Origin of the sequence: Aliiglaciecola sp. NS0011-25, assembly GCF_040370605.1 — a bacterium.
Classification (GTDB): domain Bacteria; phylum Pseudomonadota; class Gammaproteobacteria; order Enterobacterales; family Alteromonadaceae; genus Aliiglaciecola; species Aliiglaciecola lipolytica_A.
Map to the genome: position 1 here is coordinate 36,895 of NZ_BAABWR010000027.1, position 16,618 is coordinate 53,512.

17 protein-coding genes are annotated in these 16,618 nt (G+C 41.5%); 6 read left to right on the forward strand and 11 right to left on the reverse strand.

Annotation, left to right across the window (positions count from 1 at the left end):
- Window positions 1–2: 2 nt before the first annotated feature.
- The 8 genes from hflK to ABWV72_RS19095 form a co-directional block, all read right to left on the reverse strand.
- Complete coding sequence (gene hflK / locus ABWV72_RS19060; protein ID WP_216049835.1) at window positions 3–1,160, reverse strand: FtsH protease activity modulator HflK; 1,158 nt, start codon at window positions 1,158–1,160, stop codon at window positions 3–5.
- A gap of 77 nt (window positions 1,161–1,237) precedes the next feature.
- Window positions 1,238–2,527 (reverse strand): ribosome rescue GTPase HflX, encoded by a 1,290-nt coding sequence (hflX, locus tag ABWV72_RS19065; RefSeq protein WP_216049770.1) that lies wholly within the window; start codon window positions 2,525–2,527, stop codon window positions 1,238–1,240.
- 19 nt (window positions 2,528–2,546) lie between these two features.
- Complete coding sequence (hfq, locus tag ABWV72_RS19070) at window positions 2,547–2,795, reverse strand: RNA chaperone Hfq (RefSeq protein WP_008843456.1); 249 nt, start codon at window positions 2,793–2,795, stop codon at window positions 2,547–2,549.
- 86 nt (window positions 2,796–2,881) lie between these two features.
- Complete coding sequence (gene miaA, locus ABWV72_RS19075) at window positions 2,882–3,826, reverse strand: tRNA (adenosine(37)-N6)-dimethylallyltransferase MiaA (protein WP_353372418.1); 945 nt, start codon at window positions 3,824–3,826, stop codon at window positions 2,882–2,884.
- On the reverse strand, window positions 3,819–5,684 hold the full coding sequence (gene mutL / locus ABWV72_RS19080) for a DNA mismatch repair endonuclease MutL (protein ID WP_353372420.1): 1,866 nt from the start codon (window positions 5,682–5,684) through the stop codon (window positions 3,819–3,821). The genes miaA and mutL overlap by 8 nt, the downstream gene beginning before the upstream one ends.
- Window positions 5,685–5,726: 42 nt before the next feature.
- Complete coding sequence (locus ABWV72_RS19085; RefSeq protein ID WP_353372432.1) at window positions 5,727–7,016, reverse strand: N-acetylmuramoyl-L-alanine amidase; 1,290 nt, start codon at window positions 7,014–7,016, stop codon at window positions 5,727–5,729.
- 53 nt (window positions 7,017–7,069) lie between these two features.
- Complete coding sequence (tsaE, locus tag ABWV72_RS19090) at window positions 7,070–7,528, reverse strand: tRNA (adenosine(37)-N6)-threonylcarbamoyltransferase complex ATPase subunit type 1 TsaE (protein ID WP_216049767.1); 459 nt, start codon at window positions 7,526–7,528, stop codon at window positions 7,070–7,072.
- A 2-nt stretch (window positions 7,529–7,530) separates the two neighbouring features.
- Window positions 7,531–9,042, reverse strand: a complete 1,512-nt coding sequence (locus ABWV72_RS19095; RefSeq protein ID WP_353372423.1) for an NAD(P)H-hydrate dehydratase — start codon at window positions 9,040–9,042, stop codon at window positions 7,531–7,533.
- Here ABWV72_RS19095 and queG point away from each other — a divergent pair.
- Complete coding sequence (gene queG / locus ABWV72_RS19100; RefSeq protein WP_353372425.1) at window positions 9,036–10,187, forward strand: tRNA epoxyqueuosine(34) reductase QueG; 1,152 nt, start codon at window positions 9,036–9,038, stop codon at window positions 10,185–10,187. The two genes, ABWV72_RS19095 and queG, sit on opposite strands and share 7 nt — an antisense overlap.
- Before the next feature lie 39 nt (window positions 10,188–10,226).
- Here queG and ABWV72_RS19105 read toward each other — a convergent pair whose 3' ends face one another.
- The 3 genes from ABWV72_RS19105 to nudC form a co-directional block, all read right to left on the reverse strand.
- Window positions 10,227–10,847 (reverse strand): hypothetical protein, encoded by a 621-nt coding sequence (locus ABWV72_RS19105; RefSeq protein ID WP_353372427.1) that lies wholly within the window; start codon window positions 10,845–10,847, stop codon window positions 10,227–10,229.
- The gene (hemE, locus tag ABWV72_RS19110; protein WP_216049833.1) at window positions 10,847–11,920 is read right to left on the reverse strand and encodes a uroporphyrinogen decarboxylase; all 1,074 of its coding nucleotides are present in this window, start codon (window positions 11,918–11,920) and stop codon (window positions 10,847–10,849) included. Before hemE ends, ABWV72_RS19105 begins: the two co-directional genes overlap by 1 nt.
- A gap of 292 nt (window positions 11,921–12,212) precedes the next feature.
- Window positions 12,213–13,034, reverse strand: a complete 822-nt coding sequence (nudC, locus tag ABWV72_RS19115) for an NAD(+) diphosphatase (RefSeq protein ID WP_216049763.1) — start codon at window positions 13,032–13,034, stop codon at window positions 12,213–12,215.
- 217 nt (window positions 13,035–13,251) lie between these two features.
- Here nudC and rsd point away from each other — a divergent pair, with 217 nt between their 5' ends.
- The 5 genes from rsd (at window position 13,252) to ABWV72_RS19140 (ending at window position 16,420) form a co-directional block, all read left to right on the forward strand.
- Window positions 13,252–13,707 carry a sigma D regulator gene (gene rsd / locus ABWV72_RS19120; protein WP_216049762.1) on the forward strand — a complete coding sequence of 152 codons (456 nt, stop codon included), beginning with the start codon at window positions 13,252–13,254 and terminating at the stop codon, window positions 13,705–13,707.
- Between the two features lie 26 nt (window positions 13,708–13,733).
- Window positions 13,734–14,165 carry a transcriptional repressor gene (locus ABWV72_RS19125; RefSeq protein ID WP_216049761.1) on the forward strand — a complete coding sequence of 144 codons (432 nt, stop codon included), beginning with the start codon at window positions 13,734–13,736 and terminating at the stop codon, window positions 14,163–14,165.
- 84 nt (window positions 14,166–14,249) lie between these two features.
- Window positions 14,250–14,714, forward strand: coding sequence for a chemotaxis protein CheX (locus ABWV72_RS19130; RefSeq protein WP_303502367.1), 465 nt, complete (start codon window positions 14,250–14,252; stop codon window positions 14,712–14,714).
- Between the two features lie 7 nt (window positions 14,715–14,721).
- A complete protein-coding gene (locus ABWV72_RS19135; RefSeq protein ID WP_216049759.1) occupies window positions 14,722–15,153 on the forward strand; it encodes a secondary thiamine-phosphate synthase enzyme YjbQ in 432 nt (143 codons plus the stop codon).
- 85 nt (window positions 15,154–15,238) lie between these two features.
- Window positions 15,239–16,420, forward strand: coding sequence for an OmpA family protein (locus tag ABWV72_RS19140; RefSeq protein WP_216049758.1), 1,182 nt, complete (start codon window positions 15,239–15,241; stop codon window positions 16,418–16,420).
- The last annotated feature ends 198 nt before the right edge of the window (window positions 16,421–16,618 follow it).

A 16,618-nucleotide genomic window follows, 5' to 3' on the forward strand; every position in this document is an offset into this window, starting at 1 on the left:
TATCAATTTCTCCCTGTTCTAGTTCGATCACTACGTAACGTTGTGCTCGGAGTGGAATTACTACTTTGCGAAGAGGAAATACTATTTTGTTGTAGTCCTTCAAGCGTACTGCGAGAGTTCTCTTTAGGTGCTTGACTATTTTGGCTCTCTAGAATTTTATCTAAAGGCAAATACATCATATTGCCACTTCCCTCATTATCTATCATGATCTTAGTAGTGTTTTGATACACCTGTTCCATTGTTTCAAGATAGATACGCTGACGGGTAACTTCAGGTGCCGCATTGTATTGAGGTAATAACTCTTCAAAACGTGCGATTTCACCGCGCGCTTCTAAAGTAACACGCTCTTTATAAGCCTGTGCTTCTTCTGCCATTCTATTCACTTGACCACGGGCGCGAGGCTCGATTTCACGAGAATAAGCTTCTGCTTCGCGGATGAAACGCTGTTCATCTTCTTGTGCAGCAATAGCATCATCAAAAGCCGCTCTCACCGCATCTGGTGGACGAGCATCTTTAAAGTTAATGTCGACAATTGAAATACCCATATCATAAGGATTAATAATGCCTTCTAACTCTTGCCAAACTTGTTGACGGGCTGATTCACGACCGCGGGTTAACACATCGTCCATTTTTGAATGTCCGACCACGTAACGAATGGCACTATTTAACGCCTGACTAAGGCTTTGTTCTGGGTTAGTTACCGCAAAGCTATATTTGAAAGGCTCTACGATTCGATATTGAACTTCCATTTCAACGCTAACCACGTTTTCATCTTCTGTGAGCATGCTGCCCTCTGAAGACATCGACTTAATAGATTGCACGTCAATTGGAATGACTTCATCTACGAATGTTGGTTTCCAACGTAAACCAGGCTCTACGAATTGACTGAACTCACCAAAACGTAATACCACACCACGTTCTGCTTCACGAATAGTGTAGAAACCGCTAATAAACCAAACGACAACTAGCAAAACTGCGATCACAGTTAAGCCAACTCCACCTAAGCTTTTACCGCCAGATGAGCCGTCACCGCCGCCACCTTTGCTGAATTTACCAAACAAATTTTTGAATATATCATCCAAATCAGGCGGGCCTTGATCACGTCCCCCCTTATTTTTCCAAGGGTCGTTATTCTTTCCACCGGGCTCATTCCAAGCCATCATCACTCTCCGTTAGGTTAAGTCTAAATCTACGCAACCCCGATACTACCATCAGAAGTTAACTTAATTTGCATATACTAATGCTTTACTACCAAACTGGATAAGTCTATCTCTGATCTTTTTTCCAATCGGTTCCAATCACTGGTTGGCATTCTGACATCCACCAGCCAATCGCCGTCCTCTGCATACGATTCTGCAGCGATACAGTTCATTCCAAATAATGCGCCTCGAAGTTTACCTTCTTTAGGCGGAATGCGTAATGTAAATTGCACTATGCTTTGCGATAAACATTCAGTGAGGGCATTAAATAATAAATCAATGCCCTGATCTTGTTGAGCAGAAATCCAGACTCGAATGGGAATTCCTTCATCATTGCGGTCTATATGGGGTTCAACCCCTTCCATTCTGTCAATTTTGTTGCAAATCATTAGCTGTTGAATTTCAGATGCATCAATTTCTTCCAAAACATCATTCACCTGATCAATATTGTCTAGATATTGGTCATCCGAATAATCCACAACGTGCAATAATAGGTCTGCTTCTTGAGTTTCCTGTAAAGTGGCTTTAAATGCCGCCACTAAATCATGTGGTAAGTGCCGGATAAATCCAACTGTATCAGCCAATATAGCGTTACCAACATCTTGTAACTGAATTTTTCGCAAGGTTGGATCTAGTGTGGCGAACAATTGATCTGCCGCATAGACTCCCGCATCAGTAATAGTATTAAACAAAGTCGATTTACCCGCATTGGTATATCCCACCAGCGAGAGCGTTGGCATTTCCGCGCGTTTACGAGCTCTGCGGCCTTGTTCACGTTGTTTTTGTACTTTGGCTAAGCGACGTTGAATACTCTTAATTCTGACTCGCAAAAGTCGTCTATCGGTTTCCAGCTGAGTTTCACCGGGACCGCGTAGGCCAATTCCACCTTTTTGACGTTCCAAGTGAGTCCAACCTCGAATTAATCGAGTTGAAATATGCCGAAGTTGCGCTAACTCTACTTGTAATTTACCTTCGTGAGTACGCGCTCGTTGCGCAAAAATGTCTAAAATCAGACCGGTACGATCTAACACGCGACATTTGCACAATGCTTCCAAATTTCTTTCTTGAGAAGGCGATAGAGGATGATTAAAAATAACGACATCTGCGTTATTGGTACGCACAGCATTAGCAATCTCTTCAGCTTTGCCACTACCCGTAAAGTATTTGGGATGAGGTGCTTGCCGTGAAGCGGTTATCACTTCAACTGCATTAACACCGGCAGATGACACTAGCATTTGTAACTCTTGCAGATCTTCTTTGCTAGAATCATCAGAAAAATCAATATGAACTAAAACAGCCTGCTCGCCTGCTTCGTAACGGTCAAACAAGCTTTTCTCCTATAAGGTTTTATTCACCGTTATCAGAGTCAGGTTGTGCGCCGGTTGACATATTAATGGCCCGAGAAGGCACAACAGTTGAAATGGCATGCTTGTATACCATCTGACTAACAGTGTTTTTTAACAGAATCACGAACTGGTCAAACGATTCCACTTGACCTTGTAACTTGATTCCATTGACTAAATAAATTGAGACAGGAATACGCTCCTTTCTTAACGCATTCAAAAACGGGTCTTGTAAAGATTGCCCCTTTGCCATCACTATTCCTTATCCTTTTCTTTTTATTATGATTTTCACCTGATATACAAATTATACAGTAAAACATGGGGCTGTATAGCTGCCTATTAGGGTACAGTATTGCTGACATTCAATATGGTAGTCAAATTGTCTTTTTCAATACCATCTAAAAAAGTTATATTTTTCCAGCTTCTTAGCCAGGTTATTTGTCTTTTTGCCAATTGACGCGTTGCCGCCACACCTTTAAATACCATTTCCTCGTGATTATAGTCACCATCGAGATACTGCCACATTTGACGGTAACCCACACACCGCATGGAAGGCAAATCTAGATGTAAATCTCCGCGACGCTTAAGATCTTCGACTTCTTGTTGAAAGCCTTTATCAAGCATAACATTAAATCGTTTTTCTATACGCTCATGGAGTATACCCCGATCACTGGGCATGATGGCAAATTCTTTTACCGAATATGGGAGGCTACTGGACTTTGCCGCAGTTAACTCCGTCATCGTCTTTCCGCTCAATACAAATACTTCTAAAGCCCTTAACAAACGCTGAGGGTCATTTGGATGTATACGTTTAGCTGAAATTGGGTCGATTTGTTCTAATCGGTTATGCAATGCGTCCCAGCCTTGGTTTTGTGCGTCTTGGGTTAATTGCGCACGAACTTCTTCATTGGCAGTTGGCAATGTTGACAAACCATCAACTAAGCTCTTGAAATACATCATAGTTCCACCAACCAGTAAAGGAATCTTTCCATTTTCAGTTACCGCTTTCATCGCATTTAACGCATCGTTCCTGAAATTCGCAACCGAATAAAATTCTGCAGGGTCGAGAATATCAATGAGTCGATGGGGAACTTGAGATAGTTCTTCGGGAGTTGGTTTGGCCGTGCCTATGTCCATACCACGATAGATTAGCGCCGAATCTACACTAATGATTTCACAGGGGAGCCTTTTGCTTATTTCTAATGCCAAATCAGTCTTACCTGAGGCTGTTGGCCCCATTAAAAAAATCGCTGGCGGTAAGTTTTCGGTTTGTTTTTTATTCATCAAATTGTGATAACCAATTTTTTAATGGGATTAATTTAGCGCAAGATTTAAGTATTTCTTCAGCATTGAGTTGTTTAGTTAACCATTCACAAAGAAAGTTCATATTAGTATGTTGTGCTGCTAACCCTTTGATTTGGTGCTCTGCTAACACAGTGTAAAAACTTTCAAGTAATAGTTGTTTGTCACTGTCTTGGTCAAATTTACGAATAGGCAGAGTCGCATTTTCCTTGGTACTTTGATTGAGCGCTAGCTCCAATCTATCAAACAAACTCAGCAGCACACTGGCCCAATCCAAAGCTCGGGTTCCTGAAGGGACTTGCTTCAAAAGTATACGTTGATTAACAATAGAAAGCTCAATACCTAAGCTTTTAATACTCTGAATTAATGATGGCTCTATCGCCAGCTTTATCTGGTTCAACGCCAGCGAAATGGGCATTAAAAGAGGTTGCATCACTGGTTGATTAAACTGCCCATCATCGTGTAATTTTTTAGCGGCTAATTTTACTGCGTCACACAGATAATACGCCCCTGCACATTCGATCAATAAACGATTATCAGCAACCTGCATAAAACTCAACAGGTTGCTTTGAGAGTGTTCAGAGGAATGCGGAGTCATTAAATTTTTGTAATGCTTGGCCCCTGACTTTGAATGAGCCGGAGCACTATAACTGAATGTTTTAGGTTGCTGATTAGTGACCTGCTCATGAATTTCAGTGGTTGAGCGCAACGGCTGTTCACTCTGGCTTGGCTTATCAATTACCCTGCTCAATGGACGGATATACTGGTGGCTAGGAGCAACTTCTTGCAATGTCGTTGGTGTGACTTGTCCGCCGCTCTCAGCATGCTCCGTATGATCAGCGAACGATTCAGTCAGCGCTTTTGAAACAGAGCGAAATATAACGTCATGGACAAGTCGGGATTGATGAAATCTCACTTCATGTTTAGCTGGGTGAACATTGACATCAACTTGCATAGGATCCAAAGACAGAAACAGCACGAATGCTGGGTGAGTGTTAGGCTCAATCAAACCTTCATATGCTTGCCTAATTGCATGATTAATTAGTTTATCTTTCATCACGCGACCATTAACGTAAACATATTGCAGATCACTTTGCATACGACTCGCGCCAGCGGCGCTTAACCAGCCGTTAAGCCTTATCCCCTCATACTCACTGTCTATAGCAAGAGAGTTATCCGCAAAATCACTACCGCAAACCGCAGCAATCCGTTTGATATGCGACCCGTCATCCTTAATCGCTGGATATTTTCTAACCGTCTTGCCATTGTGTTTAAGGTTCAACGCCACATCAAATCGACTCAAGGCAATTCGCCTTATCACTTCATCAATATGGTTAAACTCGGTTTTTTCAGCGCGCAAAAATTTACGTCTAGCTGGCGTGTTGAAAAACAAATCAAGTACTTCAATGCTGGTACCTTTGGGGTGTGCAGCAGGCTGAAGTGTCACTTGCATGTCCCTTCCCTCTGCGCAAGCTTGCCATGCTTGATGTTGTTCTTGTGGTTTTGAAGTTAAGGTTAATCGTGACACAGAACTAATACTGGCTAACGCTTCTCCGCGAAAGCCAAGACTACAAATATTTTCTAAATCGTCGAGTTTGGATATTTTGCTGGTTGCATGTCTACTCAGCGCCAATTCTAACTCTTGCTGCGGGATGCCTTTACCATTATCGCGAATAGAAATACGTTTATGCCCACCTTTATCTATCTCAATTTCAATACTGCTGGCACCTGCATCCAAGCAGTTTTCAACCAATTCTTTGACCACAGAAGCGGGCCGTTCAACTACTTCACCAGCGGCAATTTGGTTGGCAAGTTGTGGGGATAGAATTTGAATTGACACAGGAAACCTTTATTAATTTTTTGGGCGGGAATAACTTATTGTTTAGGTGCTTGGAATTGTCAATACTTGACCAATCCTCACCGTATCATTACGCATATTATTTGCTTCTTTTATGGCGCTAATTCGCACTTTATAGCGTTGTGCCAATAATGATAATGATTCACCACTTCTGACTCTGTGAGTGCGTTTTTCAGAACGTGCGTTATTCGCCCATAGCGTACCATCTGGCGGGAGTTTTCTAAAATGCTGTTTGATTGCAGAAAATACCGAACTTGCTAATTTTTGGCGATGTTGATTCCAATTAAGGTTTTTTTCTTCAGTTGGATTAGAAATGAAGCCCACTTCCACAAGTATCGAAGGTATATCCGGAGAGGTGAGTACCGCTAAGCTGGCTGCTTGTGGCATTTTTTTGTGCAAGCTGGTCACTTGTTTCAATTCAGATATAACCATTTTACTGATGTCGTAACTGGTAGTTAATGAGTGGTCCATTGACATATCTAACAACGCTTGAGCTAAATAACGTTCACTTGCCGTATCTTGAATCACCTCGGCAGCGCCACCTAACAACTCAGAGTGACGTTCAGTGCGTTCCATCCATCGACCTAAAACAGAATTCGCTCTGCCCATAGATAAAACCCAAACTGAAGCGCCTTTTGGCTGGGGAGTGGTAAACGCATCAGCATGAACTGAGATAAATAAATCAGCTTTGTTTTTGCGGGCAATATCTGGGCGTGCATTAGGCGAAATATAATAATCACCAGTGCGTGTCATTACAGCTCTTAACCCTGGCTCAGCGTTAATCAGATCTGCCAATCTTTTGCTTACGCTCAGTGTGATATTTTTTTCATAGGTACCCGCTCTGCCAATTGAACCGGGATCCTCTCCACCGTGTCCAGCATCAATAGCAATGATAATATCTCGATCTCGAGTCGAGCTTTCTGAACTCATTACCACCTGCTGGGTGCTGTTCGAGTGGTCACTTAAATCTATCACTAAACGATTTTTATATGGCGCAGTAGGCGGTAACGCAAAAATTTCGGTATTCAATTTTCGATTTAGTTCGAGTACAACCCGCACTGACGAAGCATCTTTGGCAGAGCTGTACCTTATTTTTTTAACTAAATCGGATGATTTGGCAAAACCAGCAAGATCAATATCGCCCTTAGTATTTGCCAAATCGATAACTAACCGCTCTGGGTTTGAAAGGGTGAAATAGGAGTATTCAGGTTGCTCGGTGAGATCTAAAACCACCCGAGTATTATCCGGAGAAGGCCACAGGCGCAACGCTTCAATTGCATTTTGTGCAATACAGAAATGACTGATAAGCAGCATCAAAGTGCCGCTCAATATTTGAGCTATCAGTCTAGATACAGTATTCATCATTATTATTTTTGTAATATCTCTACAATTTTTTGCCCAACATCAGAATGGGAGGCTAGATGGATGCGCCTTCCACCAGCTTCAAATTCTATACTAATCTCTAAATCAGCTGTTGCCAATAGACCAGCGCCTTTATCGGGCCACTCAATTAGGCAAATGCAGTCTTCTGCAAAATAATCGCGAATTCCCATATATTCGAGCTCTTCAGGATCTGCTAAGCGATACAAATCAAAGTGAAAAACTCTCCAAGGTGGCACTTCATAAGGCTCGACGATAGTATAGGTCGGACTTTTAACGTTCCCGACATGCCCCAAACCATGCAAAAAGCCTCGACTAAACGAGGTTTTACCTGCACCAAGATCACCAGACAAATAAATAACTAAATGCTGGGTGGTCAGTTGGGAAATTCGTTTAGCAATATTGAGTGTAGCTGCCTCATCTGGCAAAAACTGCGTATATTTCATTTTCAATTAACTAGTTGTCTTAAATAATCAAATAAATCACTGGCAATCATACCACGTTGACCAAAGTTGTCCGCCACTAAATCGGCGGCCGCGGAATGAATGCAGGTGCCGTATAAGCTCGCATCAGTTGCTGTCATCCCTTGCGCTGCTAGAGATCCCAGAACACCTGAAAGAACATCCCCCATTCCTGCTGTCGACATACCTGGATTGCCATTTGCACATACATATGTGCCGAAGGGTCCATGAACAATACTGCCAGCACCTTTTAGAATACAATTTCCGCCATAGGTTTCGACCAATTTTGATGCCGCTTGATAGCGATCATTTTCCACACTTTCGATGCTTATATTTAGCAACCTTGCCGCTTCGGCACTATGAGGAGACATTATCAAATAAGATAAATTCAACGCGTGCAATTGCTGACTTAGTAAATTTAAGCCATCGGCGTCAATTACTAGTGGTTTATCTTGATCAACCAGATAACTCAATAATTGATTAAAGGTTTCTTGGCTCCAAGAAGTTTGACCTAAACCAGGACCAAATACGATACAATCTGCCCAATCTAATAGCTGCAACAAATTTTCACTGCTAGCCATTATTTCTGCCCTACTCTGCACAATCGATGACGCTGAACTGGGATGACAGTAAACCTTTACCAGCCCGGCCCCCGTGCGCATGGCCGCCTCAGCAGTAAGACGAATCGCTCCAGCCATCCCATTATTGCCGCCGATACACAGCAATTTACCATTATTTCCTTTGTGGCTATATAAAGCACGTGAAGGTAAAGGAGCAAAGTCAGCGTATTCGACTAAGCGTGCTTTAGGCTCAGTGAGATGTGCAAAGGTTTCACCAATGTTCAATTCTTCAAATATTAAATTAGCCGATTTTTGTTTGCCGTTAGCGGTGACCAATCCGGTTTTTATACCAACAAATGTAATGGTGGTATCTGCATTAATACTGGCTCCTAGCGTTGCGCCTGTATTGGCATCAAGACCCGATGGAATATCAATACATAAAATATGAGCCGCCGATTGATTAATTCGCTGAATAACAGACTGATAGGCGGATGATACAGGTCCATTTAATCCAGTGCCTAAAAGTCCGTCTACAATTAGCTCAAAATGTTCGGTATCTAACAATCGAATATCAGCCACTTCGCCACCGCTGGCTACCCAACTTTTTTGCGCCAAAGCAGCATCGCCAGATAATTGTCGAGCCGGATCGATAGATGCGAGCGACACCTTATAACCATCATCCAATAACAGACTGGCAGCAACATAGCCGTCCCCGCCATTATTACCCGTTCCAACCACCACTAAAATATTGGTCTGATGATCGAAATGTTTCTGAATCCATTGAAATAACTTTTCGCCAGCGATCAGCATAACGTCGTAAAGAGGAATAGACATCTGTTTAGCCGCTTCCACTTCGCCTTCTCTTACACACTGCGCTGTATAAAGATTTTGTGATAACCTTTGTTCTGACAATTCTGCTTTTAAGGACCGCTGTGACACAATTATCTCCCGATTTTCTGGATAGCTTAGCCCAAAATATCAAGGAGTGGGGCAAAGCGCTAGGTTTTCAGCAAGTGGGAATTACCGATACCGATTTATCTCAACATCAGGCTCACCTCGAAAGCTGGCTAGACAAAGGCTTCAACGGAGATATGCAGTTTTTTGAGCGAAATCAAGAAAAACGCGCAGATCCAGCCAAGTTGCTCGAAGGCACTTTGCGATTGATTAGTGTAAGAATGGACTATCTCCCCCCTGATGCTAGTTTTGCAAAAGATTTAAAACGCTCTAAAACCGCCTACATAAGTCGTTATGCTGTGGGTCGTGATTACCATAAACTGCTGCGTAACCGACTTAAAAAACTCGGTGAACAAATCAAACAACAATTTGTTGATTTAGAATTTCGTCCATTTGTGGACTCTGCGCCTGTATTAGAACATGCGGTTGCAGAAAAAGCCGGTATAGGCTGGACCGGTAAGCATTCATTAACGATCAATAAAGAAGCGGGTTCTTGGTTTTTTCTAGGTGAATTATTTGTCAATATTCCGCTCCCCGTCGACCAACCCGTGGAGCAAAATTGTGGTAGTTGCACAGCCTGTCTAACTATCTGTCCTACGCAAGCCATTGTAGAGCCTTATGTTGTTGACGGACGACGTTGCATTTCTTATTTAACCATTGAGTATGATGGAGTGATTCCTGAGCATTTCCGAACAGCCATAGGAAACCGCATTTATGGCTGTGATGACTGTCAATTGATTTGCCCATGGAATCGATACGCCCAACTGACCCAAGAAAAAGATTTTTATGGTAGAAAAGTCATTAAAGGCGCTGACTTAGTTACGTTATTTTCGTGGGATGAAAAGCAATTTCTTACTAATACGGAAGGATCCGCCATCCGTCGAATCGGTTTCCAAAAATGGCAAAGAAATATAGCGGTAGCTATGGGTAACGCAGAATTCGACCAGTCTATTTTGGACGCACTACAAGCACAATTGAAAGATACTAGTGAAATGGTTTCGGAACACATTCAATGGGCCATACAACAACAGTTCGAACGCCAACAATCCGTGCCCAGTACGGCGCAAACTCAAAGACTCACAAAGCGACTAATTAGAAGTGTGGAAAAAGGTCTGCCAAGAGATGCCTGATTGATTATCTGTTGGGCTGATTAATGCGTGAGCAGCGGCCTATTTATCTAAAAAAATGTGGAAATAAGTTTTTCCATCTTTGCTTGTAGTGGATGACGACGTCCCAACATAATCCCACCAATCAGAGCCTCGCATACCAGATATTACCTTAGCCCAATCTTGATGTTCACCAGCATATTCGCCGATCATTTGGCATCGGCTGTTATCACAATCAAGTCGATAAAGATCAATTAGTTCAGCATCTTGGTGTAAAGACAAAAAATCACTGATTTGATTTTGCGCGGTTAAGTTGGTGTGGTTGGCGGAGTAATCCTGTTCGAAATCGACTTCTTTTAATTCTGTTAGTTGACGAGACAATTTCGATTGCTGAAATGCTTCACCTAACTCAGCTAAATCTTGATCTTGTTGGTTATTTTTATCATCTAACAAGCTAAGGTTTTCATCCTTGGCTTTTATTTGAATCTCGATTTCTTTGGTCGTCTGCTGATTCGAAGTGGTATGCGTATTTTCAGTTAGCGGCTGTTCACTTTTCTGTTCAATTTCAACTAATACCTCGTTGTTCACAATGTCGCCGTTATGTTCCGATTGAACAGTGCCGAACCAATATCCAGCAAAGAATATTAATCCAGCACTAACCCATAAAACAAACGGCGATTTCATTATTTTGCAGTTTGGTGATAGGGCTTACTGAATTTATGCACCGCTTCCACAAATACACCTGCATTTTCAGGTGGCACATCTAGATGAATACCGTGGCCGAGATTGAATACGTGACCAGTGCCTTCACCAAATCCAGCCAATATCGTTTTAACTTCTTCTTCAATGCGAGGAGCATCCGCGTAAAGAATGGACGGGTCCATATTGCCCTGTAACGCTACTTTATCGCCTACTCGGCGCTTAGCGTCTGCAATATCAATGGTCCAATCAAGTCCCACACCATCACATCCGGTGTCGGCGATTTTCTCAATCCATGCCCCACCATTTTTAGTAAACAATGTAACTGGTATGCGCTGTCCTTCATATTCTCTAATCAGGCCATCAACAATTTTGTGCATGTACTGCAATGAAAATAATTGATAATCTCTTGGAGTTAGCACCCCTCCCCAAGTATCAAATACCATTACCGATTGTGCTCCGGCTTTTATTTGTGCATTCAGATACGAAATCACTGAATCTGCAAGTTTATCTAGCAATAAGTGCAATGACTGAGGATCTGCAAATGCCATTTTCTTAATTTTAGTGAATGCTTTGCTAGCACCGCCTTCTACCATATAAGTGGCAAGCGTCCATGGACTGCCAGAGAATCCAATTAATGGCACTTCCCCTTTTAAGTTGCGTCGAATAGTACGCACTGCATTCATAACATAACCCAGTTCATCTTCAGGATCAGGAATAGGCAGCGCCTCGATTTGCGAGCGACTAGTTAATGGGTGTTTAAATTTAGGACCTTCCCCTGCTTCAAAATACAGACCAAGTCCCATTGCATCAGGAATAGTCAAAATATCGGAAAATAAAATAGCAGCATCTAAATCAAAGCGTCGCAAAGGTTGTAAAGTCACTTCACAGGCCAATTCGGCATTTTTACAAAGTGACATAAAATCGCCCGCTTCTGCACGAGTCGCTTTATATTCTGGCAAATAGCGACCGGCTTGGCGCATCATCCACACTGGGGTGACATCGACTGGTTGACGAAGCAAAGCGCGTAGATAGCGATCGTTTTTTAACTGCATGATTTATCCGTTTATTAAAGGGGTTAAGCCGAGCCAACAGTAATTTTTGTGAATTAGTGAGAAGCTCATTATTTTAAAATTGCGGCATAGTTTAGTAAAAAAGTGTTGTTGAGGGTATATTTATCGATTTTTAGTTTTTTATAACATATTTTAAAAATAATTCTTGATTTACGTTATCACCATTTGCTATAAAATAATGGTGTAAAAGTTCTAACAATTAAGAAGCTCGATTAACGAGCCCTCGACGCTAAAATATTACAACCCTGCTCAGCAGGGTTTTTTATTTCTAATAAGCTTAATTATCGGATTGCGCTATGCGTCGCAAGGTTTCTTCAATTAATTGCCCAGCAATAGATATTCGCGGCGGAATTATTGGCAGCTGGTCAGGTTCGTACCAATGAGCTTCTAAAATCTCATCGCCATCAACTTCAATTTCTCCGCTGTCATGTTCAGCTAAATACCCCATCATCAAAGAATGGGGAAACGGCCAAGGTTGGCTGTCAAAATACTCAAGGTTCTTTACCTTAATCCCAACCTCTTCAAATACTTCTCGATGAACCGCTTGCTCTAAGCTTTCACCACTTTCTACGAATCCGGCTAAGGTAGAAAACATTTTTCGATCTCGTTGTGCTTTACCTTGTGCTAGTAATATTTTATTTCCTTTACGGATAGCAACAATTATACAAGGTGAAACACGCGGGTAGCAGCGATGCTGGCAATTAAAGCACTGGGTTGCCATTTCCCAATTCACTTGCTGCATCGCACTTCCACACTGACCACAGTAACGATGGGTTCGTCTAAACAATATCCATTGCCAAGCACGGGCGACAGTCTGGAACAAAGGAAAATTATTACCAAGGTAAATGCCACGGAGACTAATAGTTTCGTATTCTTCAATAACCAGCTGCTCATTGCCTACATCGACTGCTAGGCAGGGAGTTCCGTCGAACTCACCCAATGAAATGATTTGATCGTCGTAATGATGAATCATTGCCAGATCTTGCCAAGTGGCTCTTAGCAACTCTTGCTGTTCCTTATTTGCGACAACACGGTCGCCCATAAAAATAATCCACTGAACTTCAGTATTAACGCCGATTTCTTTAATATTTATTAGCATAAGTCACACACATGTCGTCTTTTAGAGACACCAAAACAAGGTATAATTACCACAATTTGAAGTCAGAATGATGAAATTAGTTTAACACGATTTCTAGCCTTTCTTGAAAGTCAGATGTTACAATTGATCTGCGTCAATAGACTAAAGCATAGTTTAGTTACACTATTGCCAATGATATACTATGTTTCAATGAAATGGACTCTTGTAAGGATCTACAATGTTGACCAAAGTCGAACTCGCTAAGCAAAAATGGAGTGGCTACCATAAGTCTGTAGATATATGGTTGCAAGAGCGTCAAAAATTACTGGTACAATATTGTCAATTGGCGGGCTTACCGCCGTTTGAGAAGCAAACTTCTGGGTTGCCGGAAATAAGTGAAATCAGGACCTTCTGCGAAACCTTAGTGGATTATGTATCCACTGGGCATTTTGAAGTTTATGATAAACTGGCTTCAGATCCACAAAAGAATAATAACGATCAGAGTCTTGAAAAGTCTATATATCCTCGCATTTCAGAGACAACTGAAGAAGCACTAGCGTTTAATGATTTATTCGCCGAAGTTTCCTCAGATAAGAATTTAGCGAATTTTGACGATAAGCTTTCGTTTTTAGGTCAACAACTAGAAGCACGATTTGAATTAGAAGATCAGTTGCTTCAATCCCTGAATAAATAGGGTTAAAAAGGACATAACTAGCTATAATGAATATCGATGCACAATTGTCTAGAGCTAAAGAATACTGTGAAGGTAAGGGTGCTCGATTCACAAGCCTGAGAGAAAAAGTCTATGAATTACTGTTGAACAAAAGTAGTTCTGTAGGTGCTTACGAGTTGTTAGATGAATTAAAAGTGACAGAAAGCGGCGCCAAACCTGCGACTGTTTATCGTACCTTAGACTTTTTACTCGAATTCGGTTTGGTTCATAGATTAGAATCCACCAATGCTTTTGTTGCCTGTCATCATTTTGATTGCAGTCATCCAGTTCAGTTTTTAATCTGCGATAAATGCGGCTTAGTAAAAGAAATTCAGTCAGAAGGATTGAAAGAAACATTGGATAAACAGGCAAACTCTGTTGGATTCAAAGTGAGTAAACAAACGATTGAAGCACATGGAACCTGCGCACTTTGTCAGTAGTCATCCATTCCATCTTCATTTAGTTCTGGGTAAATTTGTTTTACCTCTGTAAATGCTAGAACGGGATAAGGAAACACTAGTTCTATGAACGCCGAATTCATTAAGCCATTTATTGCATCTTTTATAAATGTGTTGTTGACCATGGCTCAAACCGAATTGAAGCCAGGAGAAGCACTAGAAAAGGTCGACTCTAAGGCTTGCGGTGATGTGTCAGGTTTAATCGGAATGATTGGTGACGATATTAAAGGTTCTTTGTCGATCACTTTCGAGGAATCCTTAGCACTTGATATAATGAATAAAATGCTAGGCGAAAAACCAACAAGTGTAGATGACGATGTTCAGGACATGGTTGGAGAAGTTGTAAATATGGTTTGTGGTGGCGCGAAAAGTACGCTTGCTGAAACAAGTCAAGAATTTGGTATGGCCACACCTATTGTAGTTTTTGGTAAAAACCATACAATTAATCATCAGGTTGACGGCGCTAAATTAGTTATGCCGTTTACCAGCGAGGCAGGAAAAGCATATTTAGAAATATGCTTTAATAAATAGTGTCGCAATGTGGATACAGAAAAGAATAACAATAAGAGTCAAAGCAAGAGGGTTTCATTTAATTACCCAAGAAATCCTTGGACAGCTGCCTGAAATACGAGAGATGTCTGTAGGTATGTTGAATTTATTTATTCAACACACCAGTGCAAGCCTCACAATTAACGAAAATGCAGACCCTACAGTAAGAATTGATCTCGAAACTCAAATAAATCGGATGATTCCTGAAGGTTCGGAACATTACTTGCATGATATTGAGGGTGATGATGATATGCCAGCACATATTAAAGCGAGTATTTTTGGTAACAATTTAAATATCCCCATTAGCTCAGGTAAGCTGGAAATGGGGACGTGGCAAGGGATATACTTAGGTGAGCACCGAGACCATGGGACCCAAAGAAATATAGTGGCGACACTACAAGGACTCGAAAAAGACGTGTGAAAACTATATTTTTGACACGTAGAATTGACAATAATTTGAAAAATTTACTTTTAATTTAGACAACCACTACACACGGGATGGAAACATGAAAAAATCATTAATCGCAGCAAGTCTTTTAGCTGCTATTTCAAGTAACGCTTTCGCAGCTGAAGATTCTTCAGATAAATACTGGATAGGCGGCTTTACTGAGATTTATAAGCCAGATGAAGAGAAAAGCTTCGACTTTACTTCTTTTGATGCTGGCCTAGGACTAGGTGCTGAAGTTGGTGTTAGAGAAAGCGAGCACTGGGGTGGTCGTTTCGAAGTATCTAAAGTTAACTTACAAAGTGATGCTAACCTAGAAGATGACAGCGCAATACGTTTCGGTATTGATGCAATGTATTTCCTAGATGACGACCTAATGTATATATTTGGTGGTTTGAAACATATCGATATGGTTGACTCTGGAAGCATGGCTAACCTTGGTCTTGGTAAGCACTGGGATCTATCTGAAAAAGTTAAGCTAATTACTGAAGTAGCTGCTTACCATGATTTCGGACAAGCATACAATGACGTAAGCGCTAAACTAGGTTTAGCTTACACATTTGGTTCTACTGGTCCTAAAGCTCCTGGTGATGCTGACCAAGATGGCGTTAACGACAATCTTGATCAATGCCCTAACACTGCTATCGGTGCACGAGTAGACAGCAACGGTTGTAGCATAGATTTAGACGGCGACGGCGTATTGAACGACATTGACCAATGTCCAAATACTCCAGCTGGTACACCTGTAGGTGCTAAAGGTTGTAGTTTAGAACTTGATAGCGACCAAGATGGCGTTCTTGATAATGTAGATCAGTGTGCTGACACGCCTCTTACAGATAAAGTAGATTCAATGGGCTGTAGTGTTTTTGAAGAAGTAGAAGTTCGTGAAACACTTAAAGTAACTTTTGCAAATAACAGCAGTGTTATTCAAAATCCGAAGGATCCTAAGTTCCAAGAATTCGCTGATTTCTTGAATCGTTTCCCGAATACTCATACTACAATTGAAGGTCACGCTTCTGCACCAGGTCGTGCGGATTACAACATGACTATTTCACTTAAGCGTGCAAGAGCAGTTAGACAATTGCTTATCGATGACTACGGTATTGATGCAAGCAGATTGAGCGCTGAAGGTTTTGGTGAAACTCAATTATTAGATACAAGCAATACTGCAGCAGCACATAAAGTGAACCGTCGTATTGAAGCTGTTGTAACAGCTACTAAGAAAGAAAAAGTATTACGTTAATACGCAATATTTACGTTAAAAGCGGCTTTTAAGCCGCTTTTTTTATACCTGAAATTCAATCATGTTTTGGCATCGGTGGTTACAAACACCTGCAGGACGGGATTTATCCCGTTGGAAATACAACAGCGACCGACAGGCTAAAGCCCATGGTTATAAACACCTGTAGGACGGGATTTATCCCGTTGGAAATATAACAGC